Annotated in this window: 1 protein-coding gene; it reads left to right on the forward strand. The window is 34.2% G+C overall.

Annotation, left to right across the window (positions count from 1 at the left end; translation table 11 throughout):
• Positions 1–237: hypothetical protein (locus ACYP03_RS27955; RefSeq protein WP_459782929.1), on the forward strand; the 237-nt coding region annotated here is incomplete at both ends.

A 237-nucleotide genomic window follows, 5' to 3' on the forward strand; every position in this document is an offset into this window, starting at 1 on the left:
ATTGAAGGTGAGGCTTCATTTCATTTTGATGAAGATTACATCGATATCCTTGATTATAGTCAGCTAGGGGTTAGGTTCTATAATTCTCCGCCTAAAATATTTGTCGATGAAGAATACAAGGAGAGAGCAATGTCTGATATCCTTAAGGCGCTTGACTTATTCCCTATACAAAATATTGTAGACATACTTACGTCTAATTATATTCGTGGGGTTCAATTTTTTCCTGTTTTAGTTATT

The organism is Photobacterium sp. R1, from assembly GCF_054600795.1.